Annotated in this window: 27 protein-coding genes, 1 tRNA gene and 1 rRNA gene; 21 read left to right on the top strand and 8 right to left on the bottom strand. The window is 53.5% G+C overall.

Annotated features, from left to right (window positions below):
- Positions 1 to 52 precede the first annotated feature (52 nt).
- Positions 53 to 130 (bottom strand) — tRNA-Asp (locus tag ACZ5M3_RS09060).
- 8 nt (positions 131 to 138) lie between these two features.
- Positions 139 to 260: ribosomal RNA gene (gene rrf, locus ACZ5M3_RS09055) — 5S ribosomal RNA — on the bottom strand.
- Between the two features lie 143 nt (positions 261 to 403).
- Here rrf and ACZ5M3_RS09050 point away from each other — a divergent pair.
- From ACZ5M3_RS09050 to ACZ5M3_RS09030, 5 genes are all read left to right on the top strand, one after another.
- Positions 404 to 1,450, top strand: a complete 1,047-nt coding sequence (locus tag ACZ5M3_RS09050; protein ID WP_464839312.1) for a DUF835 domain-containing protein — start codon at positions 404 to 406, stop codon at positions 1,448 to 1,450.
- A 42-nt stretch (positions 1,451 to 1,492) separates the two neighbouring features.
- Positions 1,493 to 2,104: an SMC-Scp complex subunit ScpB gene (gene scpB, locus ACZ5M3_RS09045; protein ID WP_464840861.1), complete on the top strand. Its 612-nt coding sequence runs from the start codon at positions 1,493 to 1,495 to the stop codon at positions 2,102 to 2,104.
- A 135-nt stretch (positions 2,105 to 2,239) separates the two neighbouring features.
- The gene (locus tag ACZ5M3_RS09040) at positions 2,240 to 3,304 is read left to right on the top strand and encodes an OB-fold nucleic acid binding domain-containing protein (RefSeq protein WP_464840860.1); all 1,065 of its coding nucleotides are present in this window, start codon (positions 2,240 to 2,242) and stop codon (positions 3,302 to 3,304) included.
- A 10-nt stretch (positions 3,305 to 3,314) separates the two neighbouring features.
- A complete protein-coding gene (locus tag ACZ5M3_RS09035; protein WP_464839311.1) occupies positions 3,315 to 3,692 on the top strand; it encodes a replication protein RepA in 378 nt (125 codons plus the stop codon).
- Positions 3,689 to 4,492, top strand: a complete 804-nt coding sequence (locus ACZ5M3_RS09030; RefSeq protein WP_464839310.1) for an OB-fold nucleic acid binding domain-containing protein — start codon at positions 3,689 to 3,691, stop codon at positions 4,490 to 4,492. The genes ACZ5M3_RS09035 and ACZ5M3_RS09030 overlap by 4 nt, the downstream gene beginning before the upstream one ends.
- Before the next feature lie 40 nt (positions 4,493 to 4,532).
- Here the strand turns inward: ACZ5M3_RS09030 and ACZ5M3_RS09025 are convergent, their stop codons facing one another.
- Genes ACZ5M3_RS09025 through ACZ5M3_RS09015 form a run of 3 tightly spaced genes read right to left on the bottom strand, consistent with a single transcriptional unit; the run spans position 4,533 to position 6,869 of the window.
- Entirely contained in the window at positions 4,533 to 4,913 is a 381-nt protein-coding gene (locus ACZ5M3_RS09025; RefSeq protein WP_464839309.1) for a ribonucleoside-triphosphate reductase, read from the bottom strand.
- 13 nt (positions 4,914 to 4,926) lie between these two features.
- Positions 4,927 to 5,757, bottom strand: a complete 831-nt coding sequence (locus tag ACZ5M3_RS09020) for a geranylgeranylglycerol-phosphate geranylgeranyltransferase (RefSeq protein ID WP_464840859.1) — start codon at positions 5,755 to 5,757, stop codon at positions 4,927 to 4,929.
- Between the two features lie 44 nt (positions 5,758 to 5,801).
- Entirely contained in the window at positions 5,802 to 6,869 is a 1,068-nt protein-coding gene (locus ACZ5M3_RS09015; protein ID WP_464839308.1) for a Clp1/GlmU family protein, read from the bottom strand.
- A 162-nt stretch (positions 6,870 to 7,031) separates the two neighbouring features.
- Between ACZ5M3_RS09015 and ACZ5M3_RS09010 the strand changes: the two genes are divergently transcribed.
- Positions 7,032 to 7,496, top strand: a complete 465-nt coding sequence (locus tag ACZ5M3_RS09010; RefSeq protein WP_464839307.1) for an Lrp/AsnC family transcriptional regulator — start codon at positions 7,032 to 7,034, stop codon at positions 7,494 to 7,496.
- Here the strand turns inward: ACZ5M3_RS09010 and engB are convergent.
- On the bottom strand, positions 7,443 to 8,063 hold the full coding sequence (engB, locus tag ACZ5M3_RS09005; RefSeq protein WP_464840858.1) for a GTP-binding protein EngB: 621 nt from the start codon (positions 8,061 to 8,063) through the stop codon (positions 7,443 to 7,445). The two genes, ACZ5M3_RS09010 and engB, sit on opposite strands and share 54 nt — an antisense overlap.
- A 93-nt stretch (positions 8,064 to 8,156) precedes the next feature.
- Between engB and ACZ5M3_RS09000 the strand changes: the two genes are divergently transcribed.
- Entirely contained in the window at positions 8,157 to 8,813 is a 657-nt protein-coding gene (locus tag ACZ5M3_RS09000; protein WP_464839306.1) for a hypothetical protein, read from the top strand.
- On the opposite strand, the gene ACZ5M3_RS08995 is transcribed toward ACZ5M3_RS09000, so the two are convergent.
- Complete coding sequence (locus tag ACZ5M3_RS08995) at positions 8,810 to 8,983, bottom strand: preprotein translocase subunit Sec61beta (RefSeq protein WP_464839305.1); 174 nt, start codon at positions 8,981 to 8,983, stop codon at positions 8,810 to 8,812. The genes ACZ5M3_RS09000 and ACZ5M3_RS08995 overlap by 4 nt on opposite strands.
- Positions 8,984 to 9,273: 290 nt before the next feature.
- Between ACZ5M3_RS08995 and ACZ5M3_RS08990 the strand changes: the two genes are divergently transcribed.
- From ACZ5M3_RS08990 to ACZ5M3_RS08925, 14 genes are all read left to right on the top strand, one after another.
- Positions 9,274 to 9,588 (top strand): hypothetical protein, encoded by a 315-nt coding sequence (locus ACZ5M3_RS08990; protein ID WP_464839304.1) that lies wholly within the window; start codon positions 9,274 to 9,276, stop codon positions 9,586 to 9,588.
- Between the two features lie 108 nt (positions 9,589 to 9,696).
- Positions 9,697 to 10,074, top strand: a complete 378-nt coding sequence (locus tag ACZ5M3_RS08985; protein ID WP_464839303.1) for a 30S ribosomal protein S6e — start codon at positions 9,697 to 9,699, stop codon at positions 10,072 to 10,074.
- A 228-nt stretch (positions 10,075 to 10,302) separates the two neighbouring features.
- Positions 10,303 to 11,007: a hypothetical protein gene (locus tag ACZ5M3_RS08980; protein WP_464839302.1), complete on the top strand. Its 705-nt coding sequence runs from the start codon at positions 10,303 to 10,305 to the stop codon at positions 11,005 to 11,007.
- A 4-nt stretch (positions 11,008 to 11,011) separates the two neighbouring features.
- Positions 11,012 to 11,398, top strand: coding sequence for a hypothetical protein (locus ACZ5M3_RS08975; protein ID WP_464839301.1), 387 nt, complete (start codon positions 11,012 to 11,014; stop codon positions 11,396 to 11,398).
- Entirely contained in the window at positions 11,398 to 11,883 is a 486-nt protein-coding gene (locus tag ACZ5M3_RS08970) for a hypothetical protein (RefSeq protein ID WP_464839300.1), read from the top strand. The genes ACZ5M3_RS08975 and ACZ5M3_RS08970 overlap by 1 nt, the downstream gene beginning before the upstream one ends.
- A 473-nt stretch (positions 11,884 to 12,356) precedes the next feature.
- Positions 12,357 to 12,827 carry a hypothetical protein gene (locus ACZ5M3_RS08965; RefSeq protein ID WP_464839299.1) on the top strand — a complete coding sequence of 157 codons (471 nt, stop codon included), beginning with the start codon at positions 12,357 to 12,359 and terminating at the stop codon, positions 12,825 to 12,827.
- A gap of 137 nt (positions 12,828 to 12,964) precedes the next feature.
- Positions 12,965 to 14,197: a translation initiation factor IF-2 subunit gamma gene (gene eif2g / locus ACZ5M3_RS08960; protein ID WP_464839298.1), complete on the top strand. Its 1,233-nt coding sequence runs from the start codon at positions 12,965 to 12,967 to the stop codon at positions 14,195 to 14,197.
- A gap of 33 nt (positions 14,198 to 14,230) precedes the next feature.
- Positions 14,231 to 14,647 carry a PIN domain-containing protein gene (locus ACZ5M3_RS08955; protein ID WP_464839297.1) on the top strand — a complete coding sequence of 139 codons (417 nt, stop codon included), beginning with the start codon at positions 14,231 to 14,233 and terminating at the stop codon, positions 14,645 to 14,647.
- 44 nt (positions 14,648 to 14,691) lie between these two features.
- Positions 14,692 to 15,462, top strand: a complete 771-nt coding sequence (locus ACZ5M3_RS08950) for a metal-dependent phosphohydrolase (RefSeq protein WP_464840856.1) — start codon at positions 14,692 to 14,694, stop codon at positions 15,460 to 15,462.
- 21 nt (positions 15,463 to 15,483) lie between these two features.
- Positions 15,484 to 16,143 (top strand): DUF434 domain-containing protein, encoded by a 660-nt coding sequence (locus ACZ5M3_RS08945; protein ID WP_464839296.1) that lies wholly within the window; start codon positions 15,484 to 15,486, stop codon positions 16,141 to 16,143.
- 129 nt (positions 16,144 to 16,272) lie between these two features.
- Positions 16,273 to 17,421: a hypothetical protein gene (locus ACZ5M3_RS08940; protein ID WP_464839295.1), complete on the top strand. Its 1,149-nt coding sequence runs from the start codon at positions 16,273 to 16,275 to the stop codon at positions 17,419 to 17,421.
- Between the two features lie 92 nt (positions 17,422 to 17,513).
- Positions 17,514 to 18,563 carry a hypothetical protein gene (locus ACZ5M3_RS08935; RefSeq protein WP_464839293.1) on the top strand — a complete coding sequence of 350 codons (1,050 nt, stop codon included), beginning with the start codon at positions 17,514 to 17,516 and terminating at the stop codon, positions 18,561 to 18,563.
- 55 nt (positions 18,564 to 18,618) lie between these two features.
- Entirely contained in the window at positions 18,619 to 19,257 is a 639-nt protein-coding gene (locus ACZ5M3_RS08930) for a DUF432 domain-containing protein (protein ID WP_464839292.1), read from the top strand.
- A gap of 2 nt (positions 19,258 to 19,259) precedes the next feature.
- Positions 19,260 to 20,360, top strand: coding sequence for a mechanosensitive ion channel family protein (locus ACZ5M3_RS08925; RefSeq protein WP_464839291.1), 1,101 nt, complete (start codon positions 19,260 to 19,262; stop codon positions 20,358 to 20,360).
- Here the strand turns inward: ACZ5M3_RS08925 and ACZ5M3_RS08920 are convergent.
- Positions 20,357 to 21,685 (bottom strand): RsmB/NOP family class I SAM-dependent RNA methyltransferase, encoded by a 1,329-nt coding sequence (locus ACZ5M3_RS08920; RefSeq protein ID WP_464839290.1) that lies wholly within the window; start codon positions 21,683 to 21,685, stop codon positions 20,357 to 20,359. The genes ACZ5M3_RS08925 and ACZ5M3_RS08920 overlap by 4 nt on opposite strands.
- Positions 21,686 to 21,690 lie beyond the last annotated feature (5 nt).

The raw sequence follows: 21,690 nt of genomic DNA, 5'->3' as shown, positions 1-21,690 counted from the left end.
GCCGAAACGGGGCCACTAAATAGAGGGAATTCAAGAATCAAAGACGGTAGAATGGCGCCCGGGTCGGGATTTGAACCCGAGTCACGGGAGTGACAGTCCCGTATGATGGGCCTGGCTACACCACCCGGGCGTTTGAGTGGCCGGCGGCGTCCCCGGCTTCCCGCCCCCTCCCGGAGGGCAGTACAACCGGGATCGCTGGCGGGCTTAACTTCCGGGGTCGAAACGAGACCGGGTGTGACCCCGCCGCTATGACCGCCGTACCGCTGTTAACCTTTCGGGTTGAGTTTATAAAGATTACGGTCGCTGCACAGTCCACACTCACTCCAAAGTCCCCACACAGTAGCCAAAGCTTTTTATAGGAGCAGAACACAAATTAACAGCTGGACACACCGGGAGGGTCAAGATGAACACCACGCTCCTCATGCTGGGCCAGTTCTCCAGCCTCTCCGCCAAACTTGTTGTCTCGGCGGTACTCTTCACCGTCTACCTAAAATCCCGAAGAAGGTCCGCACTCATATGGGCATTCGCATGGCTCGTGGCGGCAATGAGCATACTCTCCGATGCACTGGGCGTACTCCAGCTCATTTCCCTGACGGAGGCTACTTTTTCGTCCATGCTCTTCCTGGGGTCGCTGACTTTCCTCTCGGAGGAGATTGGAAGGGATATCAGGTATCCACTGGTGTGGGCCGCACCACCCCTCGTTGCAGCCATGTACGGGATACTCCTCGGAAAAGACTGGGATTCTGTTGTCGGAATACCTTACGGGGTTGCTGCGTTTTTCATCGTTCTCTCGGGCATCATGATCCTCACGAGCATAAGCGAAGAGTTCACGAACGCCAGGAGGACAGCGTTCGCCCTCTGCCTGCTGGGACTCCACAAGATGGACTACGCGTTCCTCAGGGACGTGGCATGGTTTGCACCCATCGGGTTCACCCTCGGGGCTGTCCTAACAGTCCTCTCAGCGTACTTCATGGCGAAGATGGTTCTGTCCAGCGGGTTCACCCACCTGAAGGGAGGGACGGCGATATCCGTCAAACCCGGCATCGAGCTGGTCACCAGTAAGGATTACCGGAGGGTCAAGGAAGAATTCAACGGCTATCCCGTTTTGGCGTTTATACGGGAACTCAGCGCCCCGGACAAGTGGAAGGCGTACTTCCTGACCAGCCTGCCCGGAAAAGACACGATCCCCCCAACGAGCCTTCCACGGGTGCTCGAACTGTCGGGGAGGTACCTCAGAGAGGCCGAGATGCAGGGCATTACGGGGATCGTGGTGATAGACGGAATCGAGTACCTGATAGTCCACAACGGGATAACGGCGGTTACGAAGTTCCTCGGAACCCTCAGGGACCTTGTCATACTGAGGGACGGCCGGTTAATTGTCGTCGCCGATGAGAACGCGCTGGACAGAAAGGACTACCTGACGATCCGGCGCGTTCTCATGGGAGGGTAAACCCTATAAGAGAGGGCCCCAATTTTCAATGTGGTGGTAATAATGGGACTCCTTGAGGACAAAGCCCTTGTCGAAGCGGCCCTTTTCGTTTCTGGGAGGCCGCTCAGTGTGAAGGAACTTTCAAGGGCACTGGGAATAAGGTCTCTGGACTACCTTGAGAAGCTGATAGAGCTTATAGCAGCCGAGTACGCGGAGAGAAAGAGCGCGATAGAGGTCGTGAAGGTTCTGGGGGATAAGTACGTCATGCAGGTAAAGCAGGAATACAGCCAGCGCGTCGTCCACCTCATGCCAAGACCAGACCTTAGAACCGGCGAGCTGAAGACCCTCGCACTGATAGCCTACCTCCAGCCGATAGAACAGAGCAAGGTGGTGAAGCTCAGGGGCAGCCAGGCATACGAGCACATAAGGAAACTCCTTGAAATGGGCCTTATCTATGCCGAACCCTACGAGAGGACGAAGCTTCTTGGGACGACACCAAAGTTCGCCGAACTCTACGGCTTCCCCGAGAACGACCCCAACATTATAAAGGAGGCCTTTAGAAAGGTCGTCCACGCGGAGTACAGCGACCTGATATCCAAGCTCGACGGCAGGGGAGGGGAGGCGGAGGGTTCAGCCGAGCCGGAGGGAGAGGTCGCTGCGGAAGGCGAGGAGTAATCCCCTGACCCTCCAGCCACCTCATTTCCCCTCAAGAGATGAAATTACGCCTCTTTTCTGAAAACTCGGCCTCCGGAGAGAGTTTGGAGAAAGGTTTAAATAGTCCGAGCTATCATTACCATTAAGGTGAGTGTTATGGGAGTGCTGACAAAGGAGCAGATTATCGAGATGATTGAGGGGCAGAAAGGCCTCTCAAGAGATGAAATCGAGAAAAGGATATCCGAGATAGCCTCACGCGAGGGAATCTCTGAGCACGCCGCCGCGCTCATGCTTGCAGAGGAGCTCGGCGTGAATCTTGAGGGCAGGGAGGAGCTTCTCCACATAGCCGACCTCGTTCCCGGGATGACCGGGGTCAACGTTGTTGTGAGGGTTCTGAGGAAATACCCGCCCAGGGAGTACCAGAAGAGGGACGGCTCCACCGGACAGGTGGCCAACGTAATAATCTACGACGCCACAGGAAAGACGAGGCTCGTTCTGTGGGACGGCCTCGTAACCAAGTACTACAACGAGCTCAACCCGGGAGATGTCATCAAGATCATAGACCCCAGCGTCAGGGAGGGCAGGAGTGGAGTCGAGCTCCACGCCAACTTCAGAACGAGGATAATTCTCAACCCGGAAGACCCGCGCGTGGAGGAAATCCCACCAATAGAGGAGGTCAGGAGCTACAACTACCAGAGAAGGAGGATAGGAGACCTCATGGGCGGGGAGCGCTTCGTCGAAGTCCGCGGAACGATTGCGAGGCTCTACCGCGTCACAGTTTACGATGCCTGCCCTCAGTGCAGGAGGAAGGTCGACTACGACCCCGCAACGAACGCATGGGTATGCCCGGAGCACGGGGAGGTTCAGCCGGTGAAGATAACGATAATCGACTTCGGCCTTGACGACTCCACGGGATACATAAGGACAACCCTCTTTGGGGATGAAGCCGCCGAGCTGGTGGGCAAGGATCCGGAGGAGATAGCCGAAAAGCTCAGGGAGCTCGTCGAGAGCGGTCTGACGCTCAGGGAAGCCGGAAGGAAGCTGGCGGAGTATGAGTACTACTACCTGCTCGGCAGGGAGATAATAGTCAGGGGGAGCGTCGTGGACGACAAATTCCTGGGTCTCATACTGAAGGCATTCGGCTGGGACGATGTCGATCCAAAGCGCGAGATTGCCAGGGTTAGGACCGAGCTGAGGGAGGTTCTCAGGGAGTTCATGTGAGGTGTTGAAAATGGAGGAGGTTAAGTTCAGACGCAGGAAGCCCGCCGTTGAAAGGAAGATCGGAGAGATAAGGGAGGACGACACGAGGGTCTCTCTCATCGGGAAGGCCTTCAAGGTTGACAAGATGGACTACACCTTCTGGATCGACGACGGAACCGGCGTCATACTCATCGAGAGCGAGGAGAACGTCCTTCCAGAGAACGGCCAGATAGTGAGGGTCATCGGCAGGGTCATCCGGAACGAGGAGGGGGTGCACATCTACGGTGAGGTCGTCCAGGACTTCAGCGGTGCAGACCTCCAGGCGCTGGAAGAGATCAGGGAGCTTGAGAAGAAGGTTCTGCCCAAAGTTGAGGGCATCATAGAGTTCTTCGGAGGTGAGGAGCTATGAAGAAGCGCCTCCCAGCGAGCAGGGTCTACATCAAGGACATCATAGATGGCTACTACGTCAAGAGCGAGGGCGACTTCGAGCCGAACTATCTGATAACTAGGGACGCCAGAAAGGTCTACCGTGTCAAGGTCGTTGCCACCGTTGTCAGGGAGCCCATAATGAGTGAAGACGAGACCTATGGGAGGTTCCAGATCGACGACGGCACCGGAACCCTGTGGGTTTTCGGTTTCAGGGAGAACACCCGCTTCATAAACCTCGTGAAGAAGGGAGACCTGGTTCAGATAATCGGGAAGGTGGCAGAGTGGCGCGACGACAAGCAGATACTCGTCGAGGGAGTAGCGAAGGTCGATCCGAACATGTGGATACTCCACCGCTTCGAGACGCTGAAGGAGAAGGCCGAGCACGCCAAGAAGGCCAAGATAGCCTTCGAGATATACGACCGCTACGGAATAACCGCCAAGGCCAAGGTCATAGCCAAAAACAAAGGGGTAAGCGAGGACATGCTCACGACCATAGACGAGCTCTACACCATGATGCTCGAACAGAGAAGCACTGAGGAGGCACTCTTTGAGGAAGAAATCACGGAGGAAGAGCCCAAAGCAGAGAACCCCGAGCTTGAAAGGGCTAAGAAGGCCGTCCTCGACCTGCTCCGCGAGAAGGGAAAAGCTCTATCCCACAAGTTCATAGTCAAGAAGCTCTCGAAGGAAATCGATGAGGAACTTATCGAGGAGGCGATAACACAGCTCCTGGCAGAGGGCGAGATATACGAGCCCGAGATCGGCTATTACGAGCCGCTTTAAGGGCCTCCGCTCTACCTTTTTCCTGAAAAAAGAGAAAAGCTCAGTACTGCTCCCGCATAGTTCTTATGACCGGGTCATAGATCAGCGTCGAGGTTATGCTGTCCACCATGCGGAAGAACTCGTCCTTCCCCTTCTCAAGGGGCATGTTCTCGACACCTATCAGTTCACATTTTGAGCCGAGTATCCACTTCCCGAGCACTATTTTTTCTCTGCCGCCTTTCCGGGCGTCTATTCTCGCGAGCCCGTAGGGTATGTCCGCGGTCCACCAGTTGGCCTTGAAGGTAACGCGCCAGCCGGATCCTTCCACGATTTCAATGAGCTTTTCAAGAGTTTTGGCGGGCCCGTACGGTGTCTTAAATGTAATGACCGTCCAGAGTTCTTCAGATTCAAGGTTTCTCACGAGTTCATCTTTAAACTCCATAAATCCCACCTCCTCACACTATCGCGGCTATTATGAACGCCATAACGGCGAGGAAGATGCTCGCCTTGAGCAGCTTCTGCGCCCTGTGTGCCGATTCCCTGTCCTGGTTCTTAAGCATAATGTATGCGGCGTAGAGTATGATCAGGTCAACCGGCACCATTGCGTAGTAACCGAGGCCGACACCGGCTCTCACCGGCAGAAACGAGGCCGCAACGGTAAGAAGGGCGAAGAGGGCCCCGACGTAAGCTGCCCTTTTCTCTCCCCATATTATGGGGAGCGTTCTGGCACCCTTGGCAACGTCGCCCTCGACGTCCTCTATGTCCTTTATTACCTCCCTGGCGGCGTTCACCAGGAAGGCACAGAGAGCGAGGTAACCGGCCAGGCCGATGTGCTCAACGGCGAGAGCACCGTAGAGCGGCGTCGCACCGGTGAGGCCTGCGACAACGATGTTCCCTATAAACGGAAGCGGCTTGAGCCTCCAGGCGTAGAGAACCATCGCCGCATAGGCGATAACTGCCAGTATGAAGGCCTGAATGTTAATGAAATAAGCGAGAATCAGTCCCACTGTGAGCAGGAACATCGAATAGTAAAGGGCGGTCTTTCTACCCATCGCGCCCCGGGGGAGTGGTCTCTCCGGGCGGTTGATTTTATCTATCTCGTAGTCGAAGTAGTCGTTTATCGTGTTGCCCCCTGCACAGCCAAGCGTAACGACGAGAAACACCAGAACCGCGGTGAGCGGATCCGGGAAGTGCCCTACGGCAACTATCGAACCTAGGACACCCACTATTCCGGCCAGGATGCAGTTGTGGGGCCTGGTAATCTCCACGAAGGCTTTGAGTTCCATTAGGGACACCTAATTCGATTAGGTCATTGCCTTAAAAATCTTTGCTAGAGCTCCTCCCTCCGGAGGAGGCCAAGCTCCTCACCTGTTTCAAGCACCCGTATCCGGCCAAAACGGAGCTCAACCGCTTTATCAACTTCATGGGCAGGGAGGGGCGTCAAAACCTGCGCCTTCATCTCACCGAAGTTTATCCATTTCAACACCCCCACCCCGAGGCAGAGCCCCTCCCCATCGATGAAGCCCACAAGAAGGTTGCTCAGCCTTTCAAAATCGACCGCATGGATGACCTGGCGGTCGTACCCTCTGAGTCCACCCTCAGTCTCCGCCTTGACAACAACGTAGCGCTCTCCCTTCCAGCCGGCTATGACGAGCCACCGGAAGAGCTCCGACAGCAGTTCCCTCTCCTCCAGGGTCAGAGGCCTGCCCCTGAAGAGCTCCGTCCCAGTGGGGATCGTCTTCGAAAGGTCAACCTCAACCTGTGAAGCATTCGAGAAGTATGCCCTCCATTTCTCTCTTCTGACCTCCCTGCGCTCGCCTCTCGAATGCTCCCTCGCCTTCTCACTGATGGAAAGGCTCACAGCCTCCCCATAGGGGGAGAGAATCCTCCGGAGGTAGGAGAGCTCGCCGTTCCTTTCGAGGAAGACAATTAGAGCGGGCCTCACGAGCTCGGCCTTAAGGCGCTTCATCTCAGTCCCCTGGCCGGTGACGAAACCCGTCGTGTCTATGAGGACAACGTCAGCCCTTTCGGCGGCCATATCGGCCAGCCTCTTGACTCCGGCCGCCATCTCTCCAGTATAGCTTCCGGGGGTTATGGTGCCTATGAAGTAGTGGGCATGTGCCTGAAGCTCACCGATCGACTCAAAAGACCCCTCCGGGAAGGCGAGGCTTATCGTTGCGGGAGGCAGTATCCCCTTCTGGCCAACATCGCTGTCAACCACCGCAACCCTGAGGCCCTCCTCAATGAGACGGTTGGCCAGAAAGGTCAGCAAAGTTGTCTTTCCGCTATCGGTCGGGCCTATCAGCATGACCCTTGCAGGTTTCTCCAGGTTCATTATCCGTTCAAGGAGCTCAAACCTATCGGGTGGAACGTCCTCCGTGTAGGTCGCTTTGTTCATGTGAGTTTCTAGGAGGCTGGAATTAAAAAGCTAACTTTTAGAAAGACTTATAAGAGTGGTAGTGGCCATAATTTATGGACTATGAAAAGTTGACATAAGACTTAAAAATAGTTGGTTTAATAAAGTTGTAAACGCTAATCTTGCAAAAAGGAGGTTTCGAAAATGGAAGGGAGGCCGACCCTTACCCCGAGGCAGATAAGGCTGCTCAGGAAGTTCTACGAGGAAGGAAAGACAATTGAGGTGCACACCGTTGAAAAGACTCAGGACGAGCTTGCGGAGGAGCTCGGAATCACCAGACAGGCCCTTAGCAATCACCTCAAGGTGCTTAAAGAGCTCGGCTACATAAGAACCGGAAGGGGCTTTATAGACCTCACAGACAAGGCCCTTGATCTTCTCGGTGAGAAGAAGGGCGACGTCTTCGTCTTCGTGAAGATAGAACCCACAAAGAGGAAGCACGTCTATGAACACATAAAGGAACTCAAGATAAAGAAGATATACCGCGTTACCGGTGACATCGACCTCATCATAGAGGCCGACAAGACCAAGCTCGACGAGATACTCGAGGAGATAGCCTCACTCGACGGCGTCAAGGAGACCATCACCCACATCGTCCTTGAGGTCCTCTGACTCTGGAGAGGGCCTCCTGCCCTCCCTCAGCTTCTTCTCCATGAGCTTTCTGAGTTCTAGGAGGTTCTTCCCGAACTTCGCGGATATCGGGATAAAAGTCCCGTTAATTTCAGAGTAGGGAACGCCGAACTTCTCGGCCAGAAAGTTTATCGTCCTCTGGAGGTTCTTTATCTTGTCCATTTTGTTGACCGCTACTATCGTGGGTATCCCCAGCTCCCTGAGGAACTGGAAGAACTCAACGTCTATCGGTATCTCCCCGCGCTTCTCCCAGCGTTCTATTATCTCCGGAGCGGCTTTGCCGTCAACCACCAGAACTGCCAGCTCGATGTCATCGGCGTTGTTCTCTATGAAGTGCACTATCTCGTCCTTGATCCTCTCCTGCTTCGCCTTTGGGACGCCGCTCATGAACCCAAAGCCCGGCATGTCCACTACCAGCTTCCCGCGCCAGTTTATCTCCACGGGCCTCCTCGTGACCCCCGGCCTCTTGCCCCTCTTGACCCATTTCCCCGTCAGGCGGAAGATGAGCGTGCTCTTGCCAACGTTCGAACGTCCCACGAATATTATCATCCCTCTCACCGTAAGCGATGAAGCTTTTTCGCCTTATAAGCGTTGGCGGAAAAGTTAAGTAGGCGAAGGGATAAGTCTCAACGGTGGTGTTTTATGGTAGAGGGTGGAGAAGCTAAAGCCAACCAGCTCATCAACAAATTCGTCATCTCCCTGACGGACGGGAAGATACTGGGCTTTGTTACAGATATAAACGTCGAAGTTGAGGGCGACCAGTTCTATTTTATCCTCAAGATGAAGGAAGTGGAGAACCTGGGGAAGGGCCAGAGCATGTTCTCCAGCGAGCGGAAGCTCAAGATAAGGCCGGGCGATATAGTCAACGTCGGTCCTGACGTTATAATCCTCGGAAACGGCAAGGTTCCTCCCCTCAGGGAGATAGAGAGGCTCAACCAGATCGCCGAGGAGTACAACTCCCTGGTCAGGGAGCTTGAGGCCAAGGAAAGGCTCATCGAGAAGCTCAAGGAGGAGAACTACGAGCTGACAAAGAAGCTCGACGAGATACAGAGGGAACTGAGAAAGCTCCAGGTGATGAAGGAGGACTTCGAGCACCTCAAGGAACAGCTTGTGAGGCAGGAGGGACAGCTTGAAATGGCTAAGGACTACATAAGGCTCCTCGAAGGGCTCAGGCACGACATAGACAAGATAAAGGACGACGTGGATAAGCTGATCCAGACACAGCTGGAAGAAGTGGTTAGGGCAATAATCAACGAGGAGCTGAACGCAAGAGGGTTAAAGAAGACGAGCTTTATTTAACCGCCGAAAAGCTGCGGGCCGAACGCGTGGAGGAGTATCTCAAGGGCCACCAGGATGAGCGTAACCGCTATAACACCCCTGGGGCTTATCTTTATTGCCCTCGTGTCCTCGTCGAAGAACCTCATGAGACCGGCACCGGTGGGGGGTAGTGTAGTCTTCTCCCTTGCCATCTTTTTCACCTCTCAGGAGATAGGGCTCGCTCAACATATAAAAAAGTTGTGATTGATGTATGCTCCCGTTCCTTCCGCAGGTTTTTTGCCAGTTTTGGCAAGCTTTTTCTTAATGAATAGCAAATAATTTGAGCAAAAATCTTTATATATAATAAACCCAAGACCCGACATAGTAGTTCTAACCGGGTGAACCAAAGAGGGGCACCTAGAGACCAGCGACGGTTTTCACCCTCCGGTGCCCCCTCTGACAGCAACGTATGAAGCTTTATTTATACATCGGAGGTGTTCGCATGCCGATGTACCACATAACCCACCGCTGGTCGGATGAAGAGAGCATCAAAGCCGCCAAGGAGGCGGCGGACTTTTTCGGAAAGCTTCCACTAACGGGAGACGTAGAGTTTGCTGCATCGTACAACTTCGACGGCGGGAGCTACACCATATGGAAAGCCCCCAGCAAGGATGCCCTGGAGCGGTTCCTCAAAAACATAGACGCTCCAACGTTCAGGAAGGACATGGAGATCACCGAGATAGTCCAGAGTTATCCGCCAACGGTCGAGTACATAGTCAGGCTCTGGTACTGGCTATACCGCCTGGGAGGGGACTGAATCCTCCATTTATTTTTAGAGGAAACTTTTTAAAGGCCAAGCCACACCGCTCACTGGATAAGGGGTTTACCCAATGAATCCCGCTAATGACACAGGAGGTGGGAGGAAATGGCTACTTTCAAGCTTGTAATATCCAACCCGAAGACCGGCATAGCAAGGCAGGTCGAGATAAGCGGCGAGGAGGCCGAGAAGCTCGTAGGAAAGCGCATAGGAGAGGAGATACCTGCGAGCGAGCTCGGGCTCAACCTCACCGAGATATTCGGCGAGGAGATACCGGGCAACGTCAAGCTCAGGATAACCGGTGGAACCGACAAGGACGGCTTCGCCATGAGGCCCGACGTCCACGGCCCGAGGAGGGTCAAGATCCTCGTCTCCCGCGGTCCGGGCTTCAGGCCGAAGGAGAAGGGTGAGAGGAGGAAGAAGACCGTCAGGGGCAACACCATCAGCCCCGAGATCGTCCAGATCAACATGAAGCTCGTCTTCTGAGCTTCAAACCTTTTCTTTGACCCTTCTACGGCGTTTGAGTTCTTCCGATTGCATCACTATGCAGCTCTTTTACTCGGGCTTCTTTTGAACTGTTCTAAACGGAAAACTCACGTTAGAATAAATTTATACTTGTAAGAAAGAGAAAGAATTTTTACTTTAGCAAAAGGAAAAGCTTATAAAGGTGGATTGGATAAAAGATAATGCAAAAACCTCAAAGAGGTGAACCTCGTGAAGTGGAAGCCTTTGCTAGCAGTCCTGCTCGGACTGCTGATGGTTGGAGTGACGGCAGGAAGCGCGACAGCAGCACCCCCTGACAATCGGATTGCTCCAACAAGTGGTCTTGGGTTAGGCTCTTATGTATCGATGTCGATAAAAAATGCCAAGCACTATTCCATATCACTAAACGGCCCGATAAGAGTGCTAGATGCCTGGAAAGTTCAAAGAAACAAGTGGTATACTGTGGAGGTTAAGTACTACAGAATCCCCCTCAGTGGCCAGTATCAGTTTGCCGTGATATTCCCTGAAAGTGCCCACGTAAACCTCGAAGAAGCAACAGACCTGGATGGGAAGAGAATACTCTCAGATGAATACAAAAAGGTCGAGTATCTAGGTCCATGGTTAGGAGAAAACAGTTTTCACTTTAAAAAAGAGGGATGGCTAACATGGAAAGTCGGTGTCAGGCTCCCCACAAAGTTCACCAAGAGAGGATGGACAACAATCGGCACAGTCGGAACATCGATGTCATCTTTCGGAGATTCCGGAAGACTCATAGCCAGTTTCTACGGGATCAAGAAGCTAGTTGAATCTCTTGGTACCAAGTTCACATTAAGCGCCCTCAAAAATCTGGCCCTAAGATCAAATTTCGTGGGATTCATTGTCACAATCATCGAAACGGGAGTTAATGCAGATATTGGATTCATCTATGTGGGGTGATCATGTGCGACCCTCAGGCTATTTTTTTGTTTATTCTTTTCTCTCCATAGCACTTCTGAGTGAAGTGACCTTTGGTAAGGGAAACTTGAAGGATATTTTGGGCGATACTCTCGTATACGCTGTGTTAATCCCCTTGGGTGTTGTGGTTATGCTCATGGTCATTGCCATAGCACATGAACGCCGCAACTCCCATAGGATCAAAGAAGACAGAATAAAATGGCCGCTTCTTAACCTACTCAGGACTGCAGGGTTCATAGGAGCGGGGGCATTTCTCTCAATGACCCCTCCCGTGGCTGTTCACTATTTAAAACAGCCCTTAATAGGATGGGCACTGCTCCCCGCTGTGCTCATCTTCCTGTACTTCCTGGACAGAAAACTGGAGGGAAAATAATGTCCAAAGCACGCTACTGGATAAAAATCCCTGTGTATGCGTGGATGTTTTACCTGCCTCAAATATTTTCTATTTCAATGTGGGGTGTGTTGCTGGGCAACGTAGGACTTTTTCTGATGTTTATTGCATCGAGCATTGGGTATCTGATCAGAGGTATTGTATTTCTAACATCCCCCTTGATTCTCTTGAAGATTCTCCTGAGATCCAACCTTAAAATGACTCCAAACGTTGTGGACTACTTTAGACCTCTCGCCTTTTATGGAATCCTCGCATTTCTTATGAGAATCGCCAACATGCTGTTTCCCCAGTTTTTCTTGGTTAGGGGTCTTCTAGAGCAAACATTGCTCTTCCTAGCCCTTGCGTTTTCATATTATAAACTGGGGAGCATCATATCTTACAATTTTCCAGAAAGGCGGATCCCGGTTAAAATAATGGGGTTTATGGTGGGGGCGACAACCTGCTTAATACTCCCCCCGCCACTCTAAACGTCGGAGAATAATGTTGAGTAGCTTTGAACATAAGCTTGAGTGAAATTTATATTGAAGTCTAAGGAGACATGAAAATGAGAGCCGGTACAAAGCGTTTCACTTTATCTTTTTTAGATTTTTTAGAGGGGGCACTAACCGCCTTAAACCCCTGAGTGCCCTGCTCGTGGGAATTTGGGTATACGCAAACAAAAACAAACGCCCATACTATTCAGCCGTGAGCACAAGCGTGTTCTTTTTGCTTGGAGGAACTGCCGGCGTACTCTCTGGGTATTTCCTTCTCAGAGACACGTTTCTAACTTGGTGGGCTCCCTCAAAAGGGATATCCTCAATGATTATCGGCATAAAGCTGTGGGTTCCCGCAGTGCTATTCGGTGCTGCCGTGATTGGAATGTCGAGGGGCAAGTTTCGGAAACGGCACCGAGAACCTCAAAGACAGACAACACAAATGCCACATATTCGGGGGTATAAACATGAATAAAGTTGTTCGAATGGGAGGCCAAAGAATACTGATGATAGTCTTTCTCTCCTTACTTATTTCCTCCTCCGCCCTTGGCTGGACAACGGTCTCCATAGCATTGGGGGAAATGGAAAAAGAAGGAACTTCCATGTTAGCCGGCATCTTAACGGGCCTGTACCTAGACATCCTTATTCCCGCCGCTGTGTTTCTGTCCCTCGGATATCTCCTTGGAAAATTCCTGGGACGGGAGAACCTCGAGGGAATCGGAATACCCGTGCTCGTCGGTTCTTTTCTGGCCTTTCTGGTGCTGATCACACCGCTGGACGCCATCTTGACACCATGGGAGGTCTCCCCCGAAGGGGTATGTCAGAAGGCACCTTATATGCCTGAGGGATATCTCCTCACGATGGCTTTTATGACAACTATCTCAGCGCTTTTCATGGTGGGCTGGGCCTTAGCAGGTGAGAGAGCTCCAGGGAAATAAAGTCAACAGAGGTTGGGAGAAATATTTAACCGGGAGACATCCAGCCCTTCCCCTCCAACGTGAAGGAGCGCCTACATCGGCACGTGAAGAAACCTTAATAAGTGCCGGTCGTTTCTACTTCTTAGGGGTGAGAGAAGATGGCAAAGAAGAAGGAGTTTAGGCAGGCCGAGGTTAACATCGGAATGGTCGGTCACGTTGATCACGGTAAAACGACCCTCACAAAGGCTCTAACCGGAATCTGGACTGACACCCACAGCGAGGAGCTGAGAAGGGGAATTACAATCAAGATAGGCTTTGCCGATGCGGAGATAAGGAAGTGCCCGAACTGCGGCAGGTACTCCAACTCGCCGGTCTGCCCGTACTGTGGAGCGGAGACCGAGTTCGAGAGGCGCGTTTCTTTCATTGACGCCCCCGGCCACGAGGCGCTGATGACCACCATGCTCGCCGGTGCTTCCCTCATGGACGGTGCCGTCCTCGTCATAGCGGCCAACGAGGGGGTCATGCCCCAGACCAGGGAGCACCTGATGGCCCTCCAGATAGTCGGCAACAGGAACATCGTCATAGCCCTCAACAAGATCGAGCTCGTGGACAGGGAAAAGGTCGTGGAGCGCTACCACGAGATAAAGGAGTTCGTCAAGGGGACGGTAGCTGAGAACGCCCCGATAATCCCGATCTCAGCGCTCCACGGGGCCAACGTTGACGTCCTGCTCCACGCCATAGAGGAGTTCATACCAACGCCGGAGCACGACCTCAACAAACCTCCAAAGATGCTGGTTCTGAGGAGCTTTGACGTCAACAAACCCGGAACCAAGCCGGAAAAGCTCGTCGGCGGCGTCATAGGCGGCTCGATAATCCAGGGCAAGCTCAAGGTCGGCGACGAGATAGAGATAAGGCCCGGCATCCCCTACGAGGATCACGGAAGGATAAAGTACGAGCCGATAACCACCGAGATAGTCTCCCTCCAGGCGGGCGGGAGGTTCGTTGATGAGGCTTACCCCGGCGGACTCGTCGGAGTGGGAACCAAGCTCGACCCGTTCCTAACCAAGGGCGACCTCATGGCCGGAAACGTCGTCGGAAAGCCCGGCCAGCTGCCACCGGTCTGGGACGACATAACCCTCGAAGTCCACCTCCTTGAGAGGGTCGTCGGAACCGAGGAGGAGCTCAAGGTTGAGCCGATAAAGAGGCGCGAGGTTCTCCTCCTCAACGTCGGAACCGCCAGAACGATGGGCCTCGTCACCGGCCTTGGAAAGGACGAGGTCGAACTCAAGCTCCAGATACCGATATGTGCGGAAGTCGGCGACAGGGTCGCCATCAGCAGGCAGGTCGGCTCGAGGTGGCGCCTCATCGGCTACGGCTTCATAAGGGAGTGAGCTCTTCTTACCCCTTTAATTTCGGTGAGGTTGATGAGCAAAAGAAGAGAGTGGCTGGTGATTCCGGACACGAATTTCCTCCTCGTCCCGGGGCAGTTCGGCGTGGACATAATCTCCGAACTGAGCAGGATTCTCGATGTGAGGTTTAAAATCACGGTCCCCAACGTCGTCCTTCAGGAGCTTGAGGTCATAGAGAGAAAGGCCAGGGGAAAGGACCTGATGGCCATCAGGATGGCCAAGAAGCTTGCAGAAAGGTTCGAGGTCATCGACATAGGGGAGTTCGGGAAGAGACCGATAGACGACCAGATTTTTGACTTTGCGGTGAAAAACGAGCGAGTTATAGTCTGCACCAACGACAAGGGACTGAAGAAGAGGTTGAGGGAGAGGGGAATTCCCGTCGTCTACCTCCGCTCAAGAAAAATCCTCGAGCTTGAGGGAATGCTGGGGTGAAAATCCTTAAAACCCCTTCCTCCCCACGTCATTGGGTGGAAAAGATGTATACGGAAGAAGAACTGCTGGGTGAGATTAGGGAACTCCTCGAGGATGAGGACCTCTACGAACTCTACGAGAGAACTTTCAGGGAGTACCACTACTATTTCGAGACCACCAACTACATCGTCCTGAACGTCTACGGCTTCAACGACCACGGGCCGATCCACGTCCTCCTCACGACCAGACGCGCGCTGGAGCTTCTGAACATCATCAGAAAGTTCGGGATTCAGACGACAGCGGAGAGGCTCAGCAAGCCCTTCCGCTGGAGCAAGTTTATAGTGGCCTTTGGAGCGCTGTTCCACGACACAGGGAACATGATACACAGGGTAAACCACTACGAGTTCAGCGTTTTCCTCGCGGAGCCGATAATAGAGAAGCTAGTGAGGGAGTTCGGAACCGACGACCCTCTCCTCCTCAAGGCGCTCACACTGAACGCCGTCTACACCCACGATGAGGCAGTCCCCTGTACAACCGTCGAGGGCTCGCTGGTCACAATAGCGGACGGCTGCGACATGGAGGCCGGAAGGAGCAGGCTGGTGCACAAGAAGGACAAGGTCGACATCCACGCAGTTTCAGCTCTGGCCATCGAAAAGGTCGAGATCATGGAGGGGGACGATGAGCAGCCGATACTCATTGAGATATGGATGAAGCACCCTGCAGGAATCTTTCAGGTGGATGAGATACTGACGAAAAAAGTCAAGAGCTCACTCCTCGGTGGGAAGGTGAAGCTGAGGATACACACCGGCACCGAAGTGGTGGAGAAGGTTATTTAACCCTCCACCGTTTCTTTATCCATGCTCGATGAAGCATACCTCGATCTAAAGTACCTCCTCAACAGGGGGTACAGAAAGGCGTATGCCCTTGAATTCGTGGCCAACCACTACCGGCTTACCGGAAGAGAGCGCCATCTCCTGGCGAGGTGCGTCTTTTCCGACGAGTGGATTGAGAAAGTCTCAAAAAAGCTCCTCACTCCGGGCGAGCTCAGGGGCAGGGTTCTTGGAATAGACGGCTTCAACGTCCTGATAACGCTTGAATCACTCCTTGGGGGGCAGGCGATACTCTGCGAGGACGGGCTCGTGAGGGACCTAAAGTACCAGGGAAAATACAGGCTCAGAGAAGAGACCAGAAACCTGCTCCACGGGATAGCCAGGGCCCTCCTTGAGCTGGAGGTCTCGGAGGCGGTTTTCTTCTACGGCAGGAACGTTCCCAAAAGCGGCCTCGTCAAAAAGCTCACCGAAGGGGCACTTGCTAGCGAGGGCGTGGCGGGAGAAGTCAGACTCGTCAGGAGCCCGGACTTCGAGCTCAAGACTTACGAGACCGTTGCGACTGCTGACGTCGGCATCATCGAGAAGGTTCCCTTCGTTTTTGACCTGGCGGCCCACACGGGCCTCCTGCTGGGGAGGAAAGCAGAGCCATTCTTCAGACTTCTCAAATCCCAACCCCACATGAGGTAGGGTCGTATATCCAACTGCTTCAGTTTTGTTTGAAGTCTTAGAAAGTTTTTAATATGACGAGTGACAAGAATATAACATGGCCATGTCTCTACGACCCGCTTTGTTTTTTGCGGGTTCGGAGGGGTTTAGATGAAACGTGCCATAACGGCTGTGCTGGTACTGCTACTCCTCGGGATGGTCGTCGCGAGCGGCTGTCTCGGGGGAGGTGGGGAGACCTCAACCACTTCCGCGTCCCCAACAACCACTCCCGGAACTTCTGCCGAGGTTACATCGCCCCCATCAACCTCCAGCACTTCAGTTCCCTCCGAGACGACCTCTTCTCCTGCCACAGAAACCCAGACAACCGTGACCGAGACCACCTCCGCCACCGAGACCGAAACACAGACCCCCACCGAGGAAGCCTACTGGGAGAACCCGTGGGAGTACGCCCCAATAAACATCAAGGGCGAAACATACTGGATAACCTACTACAAGTACCGCTACAAGGTTCAGCCCGACCAGAACTCACCGGTTTATGAGTACATCATAGAGAAGAGCGTTGACAAGGCCACCGTCAATGTTTGTGGCATGGATCTTATGGGGAACAAGAAGGATCTCGGCGAGCAGCAGGTTTACGCATACAAGACCGTTGTGAATCCCGTCAAGGCCGCGGGGCTTGATGACACCCTCACCATAACGGTCTGGTACCTCTCCAACATGAGCGATGCGTTCATATACCCGTGGGACGTTCTGTGGTTCTCCTACATATCCCCAACCGGAGCTGGAGACAACGTTTTTGTCGGCATTCAGTTCGATTACAAGGGACAGAGCTTCAGGGTGATGAACCCCGCCCCGTTCCAGAGCGGCCTCTTCCCGTGCTTTGAGGGGGACATGAACCTGCCCGATACTGTAAACGAAGACCTTGGGTACCTCTACATGGGCTGGGTTGCCCTCGTCCATCTGGGATTCTGGTACGAATGGAGCAACGTTAACGTTCTGGTTCCACAGTCAGGCGTCTGGAGCGACGGAATGGGACACACCTGGACATGGAGCACAAGTCCGGACGGCGTTACAAGCTACTCCGGCTTCACCTTCAGGCTGGTCAACTACCAGTGGAAGTACGAAGGTACGGTGGAGGGCGTCAAGCTTCAGGGAGAAGGAAAGTTCTCTCCGGACCTTCCCCTAGTAATTGAGAGCGAAGGCTACTACTCCTACAAGGACACTAACACAGACCAGACGACGGTTATTTACGGCTACCTAAAGCTGGAAGACCTGAAGCTGGAGAAAAACCTGCCCTGAGTCTTTTTTACCCCTTTCTTTTAACCCGGGTATGCCAACGTTTAAATATTCCCCAGTTGTATTTGGTGTAAGACAACTTGGAGTTGGACAATATGAACGTTAGGGCCAAGACTGTTTTTGCAATTCTTGTCGTTCTTTTGGTTTTTACAAGCGTGAGCGGATGTCTGGGAGGAGGTGGAAGCACGACAACCCCCGCGACCTCGACCCAAGGGGAATACACGAGCACGGGCGAGTCCACCGAAACGTACAGCGAAAGCGGGACAGGGGAGAAAACAACCACCACATCGGAGTACGCCACTTGGGCCAATCCCTGGGATGCATCCAAGCCCGTCCGCATAGGGGACGGTCTTTACAAGATAACGTATCTCAAGTACAACATCAAGGTCAGGCAGGCCGAGGGAGCACCGGTTTATGAATACGAAGTCGAGAAGAGACGCGGCCCCGGCAAGGTTACAGTTTACGGAACCGAATGGGACATGCAGACGGGGGAGGCCAAGAAGGCCGAACTGGGCGAGTACGATGCCTACGAGTACTACGGAAAGCTGATACCAATAAACGCAGAGCAGCTCGATGCACCTGTGGAGTACTGGCTGTGGGGAACCCAGCCACTGGAGTTCTACGAGGGCTTTTTCCTGTTTCCTATAGCACAAACCTTTGGAATGGGCTACCCCGAGATCATCGGATTCAAGGTCAAGTACAAGGACAACGTCTACGAGGTTTACAACCCGAGTGCCGTTGGAAAGGACGACTATGACTTCTATATGAGCGAGGGCTTCAGTCTCGCCGACATTCCGGACACGGACCTTACGTACACGGCATTTTTCGCAATGACGACGTTCGGCTTCTGGGGAGTGCTGGAGGAAGAAAATCTGATGACGTCTACCGAGGGAAGCTACGGCTTCATGAACTACCAGTACAAGTACAAGATAGAGCCTCAGGGAACCACCAGCATAGGCGGAAAAAACTTCAAGACGGCCAGGGTTGAGTGGTCCTATATCGTTGGAGACGCCAGGGGCAACGGGTGGGCGATAATAGCACCAAACCTGCCGGTCCCTCTGGAAGCGGAGGGCATCTTCGTGGCGGAGGGGACAAACATATATTCCTATATGAAACTTGAGGACATCAGGTTTGAGGAGGAGTGAATCCCCTCTCCCAATTTTAGACAACTTTAAATTTTCTTAGTCCTTACTTTCTCCCATGTTTGGAGAGCACGAGCTAAAGACACAGTTTATCAAAATCATGGACAAAAAAATCCATCTTGTAGAGGGTTCAGAGGACACCGTGATATACCGGCGGGACGATGTTAAGGTGCTTATAAAAAAGGGTGAGACGAAGCTCCGCGTCCTGCCCGCCCCGGCCGAAGGTTACGGTGTGAAGTTCCTAATGATAAAGCTCTCCGAGAGGATAGCCGTGCCTCCAAAGAAGAGATTCACGGGCTACCTGTCGGCACCCGTCGACATCTCCGTCAGAAGTGGAGACATCGAGATAGACCGTTTTGTAATCGGCAGGGAGAAGTACGCCCTCTATGGGGAGAAAACAATAGGCGTCATAGCCCGCTATCACGTGAGTGACTTCTATGACAGGATTCCAGACTCGCTGGGAGTAGTGAAGCTGGTCATAGAGAACCCGACGGACGCGTGGAAGCTCGTGGAGAGAATTGTGCTGCCAATAAGGAGCAGTGTGATGTTTTACTCCAAGGACAAGGCGTACTATCCACTGGTGATACTCACGACAAAGGACGTCTACGAGGTCAACAACACAGGGAACCCACCCGATGGCACGCTGAAGCCCACCCACACGGCAGAGCCGCTTCCAAACTTCAGGATGAGGTGGTAAAAATGGCCGGGACGAACAGCACAATCACCGTTCCCGTACTTCCCGGGGGAATCCCTATACAGGTGACGCTCTGGAACATCGTGGAAGCCGCAGTGGTAATAGTGGGCATGATGATCCTGGGGAGAATCCTGAGGCGGTTCATTCTACGGAAGTCCAAGGAGACCACCCTAACATGGATCATCAACGAGGACACGGCGGAAATAATATTCCGCATGTTCGTCCTCGGCGGCATCATCTGGGCCCTCTACCTACTGGGGATAATGAGCTACCAGCTCGGCCCAACCACCGTCGGGAACATAGCGTTTGCGGTAGGCTTCTTCTACTTCGCGTACCTGATAGCGAAGAAGTCCAAGGACTACATGATAGCCAGCTCCGGAAAGAGGCCCAAGCCGGACGTGATGATACGGGCTAAAGTGTTCTACTACGTCTTCCTCACAATAGCCTTCTTCCTGGCTCTCAACTTCGCTGGGATAAGTGGCGAGCTGAGCACCATAATGGCCGCCATAGGAATAACGGGCATAGTCCTCGGTTTTGCCGCCCAGACGGTTGTGGCCAACTTCATCTCAGGTGTGTTCATGTACTTTGACAAGCCACTCCAGATTGGAGACCAGGTGCGGATAGGGGAGCTGGGAGGGGTGGTGGAGGACATACGAATACTCTCCACAAGGATAAGGGCCTGGGACGGGACTCTGATCAGGATTCCAAACGAAAAGCTCTTCAACAGCAACATCGTCAACCTCATGCACTACCCGGTCAGGCGCGTTGACGTTGACATCGGAATCTCATACAGTGCCGACGCGGAAAGGGCTATCGAGATAATAAAGGGTGTCCTAGATGGAATCCCCCTAGTTCTTGCAGAGCCCGAGCCCATGGTTTATGTAACCGACCTATCCGACAGCGCGGTCATGATAGCCATTAGGGCCTGGGCACCGAGCGAGAAGTGGTTCGACGTCAGGACGAGGATAATAAGGGACGTCAAGGAGGCCCTCGACGAGGCCGGCATAGAGATACCGTTCCCGCAGAGGGTCAACTGGTTCGCCAACGAGCTGAGGGTGAGGGTGGAGGAGCCTTCCCCGGGAGAAGAGGAGGAAACCCAAACCTAACCCCTTTTCTTTTCAATCAGAGCATAGAAAAACCCTATCGTCCTGTGCCTGTGGGGCCAGGCCCTCATCGTGCCCGGCAGAAACCCCTCATCGTAGGGACCGTCTAACGGTATCAGGCTGGCGTCCCCGTGTTTTCTCATGAACCATCTCACAACTTCCTCGTTCTCCTCCGGCAGCATCGAGCAGGTGGAGTAGAGAACTCTCCCGCCGGGCTTCAGGAGCTTCCACGCACTCTCAAGGAGCTCTTTCTGGAGCTCAACTACTCTTGGAATGTTCTTTTCTCTGAGACGCCACCTGAGCTCGGGATTTTTCGCTATCGTCCCATCGCTCGTGCACGGGGCGTCGAGCATCACCCTGTCGGCGATCCCCTCTCCCAGGATATCCGGGGCCTTTCTGCCATCAGCCCTTACCGTCTCGGCTATCTCCACACCAGTGCGTCTGAGCACCTCGTTCATGCGCTTTATTCTGGCCCTATCAACGTCGAAGGCGTATATCCTTCCCCGGTTTTTCATCAGCTCGGCCATGTGGGCGGTCTTTCCTCCCGGTGCTGCCGCCAGATCGACCACCGTTTCGCCTGGCTTGGGAGCTAAAACGAGGGAAGCAACGGCGGCGGCTTCCTCCTGGGCGATGACCCAGCCCTTGTTGAGAAGCCATTCGGGGTTGAAGGGGTCGAGGATTCTGATGACGGTCTCAACTCTCTCGCTCCTTTCGAAGCGGACGTTCTTTTTCCGGAGGTAGGATTCCACTTCTTCAACGCTGCTCTTCAGGAGGTTGACCCTGATGCTCGTCGGGAGGGTCTCGTTGAGCGCCCTCAGGAGGTCTTCCGCCTCGTCCCCCACCAGTTCCCTCACCCTCCCTATTAACCACTCCGGGAACATGTAGTTCCACTTCAGCCTCTTCTCCTCGGTATCGATAACCGGAACGTATTCGAGAACCCTGGGCAGGAGGTCGTAGTAGTAATAGCCAACGTAGGGGTGAGTTTTCCTGGACAGAAACTGGGCGAGCCCTTTAAGGTGCTGCCTCGTCTTCTCGCTTGGGTCGCGGAAGACCGCCACCTCGATGGCCACCCTCAGCGTTGCCCTCAGCCACGGGTCGAGTATCAGCGGAGAGACCCCAACAAGCTCCTCGATAACCTCGTCGATAAGCCCGAGTCTCCGCTGGATGGAGTAGAATATCCCCGTCAGCTTGGAGTTCTCCCAGCCACCGATTTTGTACCTGGCAAAGGCCCTTCTCTTTGCGCCCTGGCTCGGCTTAACTTCTTCTCCGAGCTTGACCGCCTCTATGAGCGCGTAGAGCTGTCTGTCGCTGAGCTTGAGCTTTCCCAAATTGT

It is taken from the genome of Thermococcus coalescens (assembly GCF_055392585.1).
Note: the sequence above shows the minus strand (reverse complement) of the source record. Positions and strands in the feature narration are given on the sequence as shown.

Excerpts from the sequence above, each read along its gene's own strand:
- ACZ5M3_RS08985 (WP_464839303.1), top strand. The coding sequence starts at position 9,697 with ATGGCTACTTTCAAGCTTGTAATATCCAACCCGAAGACCGGCATAGCA.
- ACZ5M3_RS09000 (WP_464839306.1), top strand. The coding sequence starts at position 8,157 with ATGGTAGAGGGTGGAGAAGCTAAAGCCAACCAGCTCATCAACAAATTC.
- ACZ5M3_RS08930 (WP_464839292.1), top strand. The coding sequence starts at position 18,619 with ATGTTTGGAGAGCACGAGCTAAAGACACAGTTTATCAAAATCATGGAC.
- ACZ5M3_RS09040 (WP_464840860.1), top strand. The coding sequence starts at position 2,240 with ATGGGAGTGCTGACAAAGGAGCAGATTATCGAGATGATTGAGGGGCAG.
- ACZ5M3_RS09015 (WP_464839308.1), bottom strand. The coding sequence starts at position 6,869 with ATGAACAAAGCGACCTACACGGAGGACGTTCCACCCGATAGGTTTGAG.
- ACZ5M3_RS08995 (WP_464839305.1), bottom strand. The coding sequence starts at position 8,983 with ATGGCAAGGGAGAAGACTACACTACCCCCCACCGGTGCCGGTCTCATG.
- eif2g (WP_464839298.1), top strand. The coding sequence starts at position 12,965 with ATGGCAAAGAAGAAGGAGTTTAGGCAGGCCGAGGTTAACATCGGAATG.
- ACZ5M3_RS08965 (WP_464839299.1), top strand. The coding sequence starts at position 12,357 with ATGAATAAAGTTGTTCGAATGGGAGGCCAAAGAATACTGATGATAGTC.
- ACZ5M3_RS08940 (WP_464839295.1), top strand. The coding sequence starts at position 16,273 with ATGAAACGTGCCATAACGGCTGTGCTGGTACTGCTACTCCTCGGGATG.
- ACZ5M3_RS09030 (WP_464839310.1), top strand. The coding sequence starts at position 3,689 with ATGAAGAAGCGCCTCCCAGCGAGCAGGGTCTACATCAAGGACATCATA.
- ACZ5M3_RS09010 (WP_464839307.1), top strand. The coding sequence starts at position 7,032 with ATGGAAGGGAGGCCGACCCTTACCCCGAGGCAGATAAGGCTGCTCAGG.
- ACZ5M3_RS09035 (WP_464839311.1), top strand. The coding sequence starts at position 3,315 with ATGGAGGAGGTTAAGTTCAGACGCAGGAAGCCCGCCGTTGAAAGGAAG.
- ACZ5M3_RS08950 (WP_464840856.1), top strand. The coding sequence starts at position 14,692 with ATGTATACGGAAGAAGAACTGCTGGGTGAGATTAGGGAACTCCTCGAG.
- ACZ5M3_RS09050 (WP_464839312.1), top strand. The coding sequence starts at position 404 with ATGAACACCACGCTCCTCATGCTGGGCCAGTTCTCCAGCCTCTCCGCC.
- engB (WP_464840858.1), bottom strand. The coding sequence starts at position 8,063 with ATGATAATATTCGTGGGACGTTCGAACGTTGGCAAGAGCACGCTCATC.
- scpB (WP_464840861.1), top strand. The coding sequence starts at position 1,493 with ATGGGACTCCTTGAGGACAAAGCCCTTGTCGAAGCGGCCCTTTTCGTT.
- ACZ5M3_RS08935 (WP_464839293.1), top strand. The coding sequence starts at position 17,514 with ATGAACGTTAGGGCCAAGACTGTTTTTGCAATTCTTGTCGTTCTTTTG.
- ACZ5M3_RS08925 (WP_464839291.1), top strand. The coding sequence starts at position 19,260 with ATGGCCGGGACGAACAGCACAATCACCGTTCCCGTACTTCCCGGGGGA.
- ACZ5M3_RS09025 (WP_464839309.1), bottom strand. The coding sequence starts at position 4,913 with ATGGAGTTTAAAGATGAACTCGTGAGAAACCTTGAATCTGAAGAACTC.
- ACZ5M3_RS08990 (WP_464839304.1), top strand. The coding sequence starts at position 9,274 with ATGCCGATGTACCACATAACCCACCGCTGGTCGGATGAAGAGAGCATC.
- ACZ5M3_RS08970 (WP_464839300.1), top strand. The coding sequence starts at position 11,398 with ATGTCCAAAGCACGCTACTGGATAAAAATCCCTGTGTATGCGTGGATG.
- ACZ5M3_RS08955 (WP_464839297.1), top strand. The coding sequence starts at position 14,231 with ATGAGCAAAAGAAGAGAGTGGCTGGTGATTCCGGACACGAATTTCCTC.
- ACZ5M3_RS09020 (WP_464840859.1), bottom strand. The coding sequence starts at position 5,757 with ATGGAACTCAAAGCCTTCGTGGAGATTACCAGGCCCCACAACTGCATC.
- ACZ5M3_RS08945 (WP_464839296.1), top strand. The coding sequence starts at position 15,484 with ATGCTCGATGAAGCATACCTCGATCTAAAGTACCTCCTCAACAGGGGG.